General features: G+C 61.5%; 6 protein-coding genes and 1 pseudogene. 3 read left to right on the forward strand and 4 right to left on the reverse strand.

Annotated features, from left to right (window positions below):
* Positions 1–282, forward strand: a pseudogene (locus NW853_RS05120) (serine/threonine protein kinase); the annotation flags it as partial.
* 99 nt (positions 283–381) lie between these two features.
* Here the strand turns inward: NW853_RS05120 and NW853_RS05125 are convergent.
* The 3 genes from NW853_RS05125 to NW853_RS05135 all read right to left on the reverse strand — a co-directional run bounded on the left by NW853_RS05125 (position 382) and on the right by NW853_RS05135 (position 3452).
* Positions 382–981 carry a superoxide dismutase gene (locus NW853_RS05125; RefSeq protein WP_414348157.1) on the reverse strand — a complete coding sequence of 200 codons (600 nt, stop codon included), beginning with the start codon at positions 979–981 and terminating at the stop codon, positions 382–384.
* A gap of 156 nt (positions 982–1137) precedes the next feature.
* The gene (locus tag NW853_RS05130; protein WP_414348159.1) at positions 1138–1497 is read right to left on the reverse strand and encodes a hypothetical protein; all 360 of its coding nucleotides are present in this window, start codon (positions 1495–1497) and stop codon (positions 1138–1140) included.
* Positions 1494–3452, reverse strand: coding sequence for a transglycosylase domain-containing protein (locus tag NW853_RS05135; protein ID WP_414348162.1), 1959 nt, complete (start codon positions 3450–3452; stop codon positions 1494–1496). Before NW853_RS05135 ends, NW853_RS05130 begins: the two co-directional genes overlap by 4 nt.
* 157 nt (positions 3453–3609) lie before the next feature.
* On the opposite strand from NW853_RS05135, the gene tyrS reads away from it, so the two are divergent.
* Entirely contained in the window at positions 3610–4863 is a 1254-nt protein-coding gene (gene tyrS / locus NW853_RS05140) for a tyrosine--tRNA ligase (RefSeq protein WP_414335509.1), read from the forward strand.
* Between the two features lie 51 nt (positions 4864–4914).
* On the opposite strand, the gene NW853_RS05145 is transcribed toward tyrS, so the two are convergent.
* Positions 4915–5631, reverse strand: coding sequence for a hypothetical protein (locus tag NW853_RS05145; protein WP_414335511.1), 717 nt, complete (start codon positions 5629–5631; stop codon positions 4915–4917).
* Between the two features lie 328 nt (positions 5632–5959).
* Between NW853_RS05145 and NW853_RS05150 the strand changes: the two genes are divergently transcribed.
* Positions 5960–6451 (forward strand): hypothetical protein (locus NW853_RS05150; protein WP_414348165.1); only part of this gene is annotated, 492 nt, incomplete at its 3' end.

Here is a 6451-nt window from a genome sequence, read left to right on the forward strand (position 1 = left end):
CTCAAGACCATCCTCAACCCGAACCCACGCCCACATCGCCACCCACCCCAGCCCACTTCACCGCCACCCACCCCTGCGCCTCCGCCCGTTGCAGCGCCGGCCCCCCCGCCCACTCCCATTCCCAGCTCCCCCCTCCCGCCCCACCCGGGCAATCGCCCCCTCTTTCCCCCCATCAACCGGGCCGCTCCTCCTGCTGCTGCCTTTCCCACCCCTGCCCAAAACCCTACGCCCAGCTTCCTACAACGCCTGCGCGAAGAGCGGGAACGCTTGGGGAAGGACTAAGCCGAAAAAAAGGGGATCCCTGAGGATCCCCTGGCAAAGAGCTGGGCAAGGCTAGTCCTCGATGGGATCCCCCGTCAGAGGATCCCAGAAGAGGGGCAGTCAGGCGGCTGCCAGCCGGGCATTGGCGGCATCCCAGTTCACCAGGTGTTCCAGGTAGGCGCTGATGAAGTCGGGACGCCGGTTTTGGTAGTCCAGGTAGTAGGCGTGCTCCCACACATCCAGGGTGAGCAAGGGCACTTGGCCGTGCACCAGCGGGTTTTCGGCGTTGGGGGTTTTGGTGACCTTGAGGGTGCCGTTGTCCAGCACCAGCCAAGCCCAGCCGCTGCCAAACTGGGTGGCCGCTGCCGTTTTGAAGGCCTCGACAAACTTGTCGTAGCCGCCCAGATCAGCGTTGATCTTGTCGGCGATGGGCCCTGTCGGCGTGCCGCCCCCACCCGGCTTCATGGATTCCCAGAAGAAGGTGTGGTTCCAGACCTGGGCGGCATTGTTGAAGATGCCCACTTTGTCGGGATCCCCAAACGTGGTCTTGATAATTTCTTCCAGGGACTTATTGGCCAGATCGGTGCCCTCGATCAGCTTGTTCAGGTTGGCCACGTAGGCGGCGTGGTGCTTGCCGTGGTGGTAGGAGAAGGTTTCCGCCGACATATAGGGCTTGAGGGCGTCGGCAGGGTAGGGCAGAGCTGGGAGTTCAAAAGCCATAATCGTCTGTCCTCTGTGTCTTGTGCAAGGAATGCAAGAAAGAACGCGGCCAAGGCTAAGGGTAAACCAGACAAAGGCGTTACCTTTCTTTGCAGTCTTAGTGTAACTCAGAACGATTACGCTTTGGGATCCCCTGGGCCCTTCGATGACCGGGGGCTAACGGGATCCCTGCTGCAGCAGCTCGATCAGCAGGGGGGCGACATCCCGCAGCAGCGGGATCAAAACCGCTGTGATGGCGGCGATGGTAACCACATTGCGGGTGAAGTTGAGGGTGTCGCGGCTGAGCTGGAAAAACCGCTCGTCCCAGCGTTTGACCTCGGCTTCCAGACGTTCTTCTGCCTTAGCGACGCGCTCCTCGGCGTTGGCGATGCGTTCCTCAGCTCTGGCGATGCGCTCTTCGGTGCCGGCAATGGTCTGCAGCAGCTCTTGGTTTTGCCGGGCCAGTTGGGCGATGGCCTGGGCATTGGCCTCGATGGTGCGCTCAATGCGCGCCAGCCGCTCCTCGCTATTGCTCATGGCCGGGGAGGGGAAAATTGCTGAGGGCTAGGGAAGTCTTGGGGTGGGATCCCTTGCAGGGCCTCGGCCATGAAGCGCTTCCAGGTGGGGGCGACAAAGGCGCCCCCTGCCGTGCCGGGCAGCATGGGGGAGTTGTTGTCGTTGCCGATCCAAATGGCGGTGGACAGTTGCGGCACATAGCCGATAAACCAGGCGTCGCGAAAGTCGGAGGTGGTGCCGGTTTTGCCTGCTACCGGTCGCCCATCGTCAAGACGGGCCGCGGTCCCGGTGCCCTGGGTCACCACCCCCTTGAGGATCTGGTTGAGGGTAGCCACCGCCCAGGGATCCAAAACCTGCTGCGGCTGGGGCTTGGCCTCGAAGAGAATCTGACCGTTGCGATCCACCACCTGGGCCAAGAAGGTTGGCTCCACCCGGTAGCCGCCATTGGCAAACACCGCATAGCTGGCCGCCATCTCCAGGGGGCTGATGCTGGCCGAGCCCAGGGCCGTGGCCAGGTTGGGGAACATCTCGGCGCTGATGCCCGTGGCCTGGGCTGCCGCGATGACGTTGCGGATCCCAACCTCATCTGCCAGCTTGACGGTGGGCACGTTGCGGGAGAGCTCCAAGGCGCGGGCAAAAGTGAGGGGGCCGTAAAAGGTGTTGTCGTAGTTTTTCGGGCTGTAGGGGGGCGAGCCGGGATAGGTGACAGGGGTGTCTTCCAGGATACTGCCAGGAGAATACCGCCCGCTGGCCAGGGCCGCGTAGTACACGTAGGGCTTGAAGGTGGATCCCGTTTGGCGAAAAGCCTGGGTGGCGCGGTTAAATTGGCCCCGTTGGGCGTTGATGCCGCCCACAAGGGCCTTGACATAGCCGGTGCGGGGATCCACTGCCGCCAGGGCCATCTGGTCGGCCCGGCGAGCAGCTCCAATGCGGGGCCCATCTTCGTTGACAATGCGCTCTGCCAAGCGTTGCAGCCGCAGGTCGATGGTGGCCTGCACCCGCAGCCCCCCCTGGAGAATTGCCTGCTCGCCATAGCGACGCCGCAGCTCGGCTTCGATGACGTCGGTGACCGCCGGGGCGTTGCTCTGGAAGGAGGTGATGCGGCCCAAGGTCAATTCTTGCTCGCGGGCTGCCTGGGCTTCTTCCGGGGTAATCCACTTCAGCTCCACCAGGCGATCCAGCACCAGCCGCTGCCGGCGTTTGGCTCCCTCCAGGTTACGGAAGGGGCTGAGGGTTTCTGGAGCCGGCAGGATCCCGGCCAACATCGCCGCTTCCGCCAAGTTTAGCTCTGCCGCATCCTTGTTGAAGTAGCTGCGGGCCGCCGCCTGGATGCCGTAGAGGTTGTGCCCCCAGTACACCTGGTTGAGGTACATCTCCAGGATCTCGTCTTTGGTAAAGACCTGCTCCAGCCGCACCGCCAGCACGACCTCGGCTACTTTGCGGCTGAGGGTGCGCTCCGGCCTCAAAAACAGGTTCTTCACCAGTTGCATCGTCAGGGTGGAGCCGCCTCCCGCTGAGCCCAAGCCCCCCTCAACGCTGCCCAGAAGGGCCCGGCCCAAGCTGACCGGGTTGATGCCGGGGTGGGTGTAGAAGTGGCTATCTTCAATGGCCAGCAGCGCCTTTTTCATCTCCGGCGAGACCTCGTCCAGCGAGATCACCTCCCGGTTGGCTTCCCCATGCAAGCTGGCAATCGGCTCGCCGCGAATATCGACAATGTGGGTGGTGGCCACCGGCACGTAGTCCCGCAATTGATGCACATCCGGCAGGTTGCGGAAGCTGATGGCCAACCCCATCAAGCCGGCGGCCGTCGCCGTAGATCCCAACAGCAGGGATCCCAGCAACAGATTGCCCACCGTGGCGGCAACCTGAGCCCTCCAGGAGGGGCGGGTGGGTGGGGCCGCGCCGGCGTACTCACCATACCCCAAGCGGGGGGAGAGATGGCCGCGAGCCCCCGAGCGTCTGCGACCGTAGGTCACGTCAAAAACTCCGTCACTTCAGCGTTGCGGAGCGACCGCAAGTCTGACCCATTATAGGGCGGTGCTTCTTGGGCCGGCAGGGGATCCTTTCTGGGTGGGGCGAAGCCGGGTGGGTGGATAGGCTTAAAATGGCTCATGGTGCACCTCGATCCAAGGGATGGAATCAACTCTAGGGACATCGCCAACTGCCCTCTCGTCGGCCCCAAGGGATCCCTGCATCGCCGAGATCGCCCAGCGGGGGGTGGCCGAGATCTTTCCGGGGGGGGCGGCAGCTCTGGAAGAGCGCTTGGCCACAACGGATCGCCCTTTGCGGGTCAAGCTGGGCATCGATCCGACGCGGCCAGATCTGCACCTGGGCCACGCGGTGGTCTTGCGCAAGTTGCGGCAGTTTCAGGATGCCGGCCACGTGGCCATTTTGCTCATTGGGGATTTTACGGCGCTGGTGGGGGATCCCACTGGCCAGTCGGAGGCGCGTCCCCGCCTGACGCCGGCAGAAGTGGAAGAAAACGCCCGCACCTATCTGGAGCAGGCTGGCAAGATTTTGGACTTTGCGACCCCTGGCCGGCTGGAGGTGCGCCGCAACAGCGAGTGGCTGGCCCGCCTCACCCTCAGCGAGCTAATCGAGCTGCAGGCCCAGATGACGGTGGGGCAGATGTTGGCCAAAGAAGACTTTGCCCAGCGCTACCAAGCTGGAACACCGGTGTACTTGCACGAATTTCTTTACCCCCTCCTGCAGGGCTACGACTCGGTGGCCCTGGCAGCCGACGTGGAGCTGGGGGGAACCGACCAGCGCTTTAACCTCCTGGTTGGCCGAGAGCTGCAGCTTTGGAAAGGCCAAACGCCGCAGTTTTGCCTGACGGTGCCGCTTCTGGAGGGCTTGGATGGCTACCAGAAAATGTCCAAGTCCAAAAACAACTACGTGGGCCTGACCGAGGATCCCCTCACCATGTACTCCAAGCTGGAGAAGGTGCCGGATCACCTGGTGGAGCGGTATTTTGAGTTGCTCACGGCGGTGCCCCCCTCAGAGCTGCCGGCAGATCCCCGTCAGCGCCAGATTCTCCTAGCCAAAACTCTGGTGGCCCAATTTCACTCCCCTGAAGCGGCAGAAGAGGCGCAGCGCACCGCCCAAGCCCTGGTGTTGCAAGGCAATCTCGTCGAGACGGGATCCATCCCCACCTTTGCCGTCGAGGGCTTGTCTTACCCGGCAAAACTCAGCTACATCCTGCGCGAGTCCGGCCTGTGCAAGAGTGCCGCCGAGGCCCGTCGGCAAATCCAAGGAGGCGCCGTGCGGCTGGACGGACAAAAAGTGGAGGATCCCGACTTGGAGTTTGCCAACGCTTCTGACCTGGTCGGGCGGGTTCTCCAGGTGGGCAAGAAGGCCTTCCGCCGCTTGGTGGTGGGCCCAGAGTAGTCAGCCCCCAACCCCTCTCCCTTGATGAGACCGGGAAGGGAGGATCAACCATTAACGGGTGGGGGTGGGCTTGAAACCGAGCCCGGCTTTTTTCTGCTTGGTCTTGGCTGGGGGATTGAACAGCGGTGAAGCCAACAAGGTTTGCGGGAAAACGGGCTCCGCCTTGGGCCGGATCGATCTCGCCTCCGCCACAGCTTCAGCGAGCTTCTGCCGCACCAGCTCTTGGGTCTCCAAGATATTGGGATCCGCCGCCCATTCCGGGGCTTCCCTGACCGGATCGTCTTCGGAAGTAAATTCCAAGTCGTAAACCTCGTTGCGGTAATCGGGGCTGAAGCACTCCCAGGCGCGCAAACTGTAGAAGTAGGGGAATAGCCGCACCATGCGCTCGATATCTAGGTGTGCTGCAAAGCAACAAAAAGCCTCTTCTTCAGAGACCGGAAATGGCGCGTAGTGCTCGGAAACAAACCACTGCAAAAACTTGCGCGCCTCCGGAACAACCTGCTCTGGGGCCATGGATCCCAGCGCCGCCGCGTTGAAGCAGTTGACCAAAAGGTGCTCCAGCAGCACGGCGTTGTACTCGGCAAAGCAGGTTTGCTCGCGGCTTTCTACCGGCTGCCAGGGCATATTGCCGTTGGCGGCGATAAACAGATGCACCAAGTCATGCGAGGGATTGGTTTGAATGGCGCCGTGCCCCTCCAGCTTGGCCCCGTCACAGCTAAAGATTTGGTACTGCGGGCTCCAGTAGAACTTCAGTTGCTTGGCCGCCATGTCCGACCGTCCTCCTCACCCAGAGAGATCCCTCTAGAGCTTACACCCGCAGGCGGGCTACAGGCACCTCTGCAGGGACAATCGCCGTCGCCCCTGCCCTGCCCCAAATGGAGACAGAGAAGGTTTCCTAGCCAAGGTTAAAGGAGAGCAATTAGCTTGCAGAAACGTCGTCGATAGAAGCAATCGACCCGAAAACAAGCTTATAGTGTACTTTCTTATACACTTGGGTTCTTTTCTCCGCGATGCTCCTGAGTTCTTCTCATGGTAGGTTTACGCTGCTGTCCTCAAGCTTGTCTGTGTTATCGGCTATATTCTTCAGGTTTCAACAATGCAGCTTAGCAGACCCCAAAACCGAGAAACTGGCTGGGCAATTGTCTTGATCCTGCTGGGGATCTCCATAACCGGCTGTGGCTCTTCCAGTAGCACAGGGATCGACCCTGCTTCTTTGGGATCCCAAACGCGCTTGACCTTCAACGGGGCTCTGACGCGCAGTTTCAGCACCACCCAGGGGGAGATGGAGTTCAACATTGCCCTCTTGCAAGCAGGGGATCCGCCTCAGCCGGTCACCCAGCTTTCTCCTGCCCAGGTCAGCTTGCAAGTTAACCGCATAACCGATCTGCAAGGGATCCCGCAGTCAGCCACAGTAACTCTAAGCCCCACCCGCATCGAGAACCCTCGAGCTGAGCTGGCCCGTCAGCCTTTGCTCATGGCCATCCTCATGGACGGCTCCGGCAGCCTGTTGGTTTTGGATCCCCAGTCCCGTCGCTTCTTAGCTGTTTTTGGGCTTTTGGATCAATTTCGCACCACACCCTTGGATCTG

The organism is Synechococcus sp. H55.11, assembly GCF_047462475.1.
Classification (GTDB): Bacteria; Cyanobacteriota; Cyanobacteriia; order Thermostichales; family Thermostichaceae; genus Thermostichus.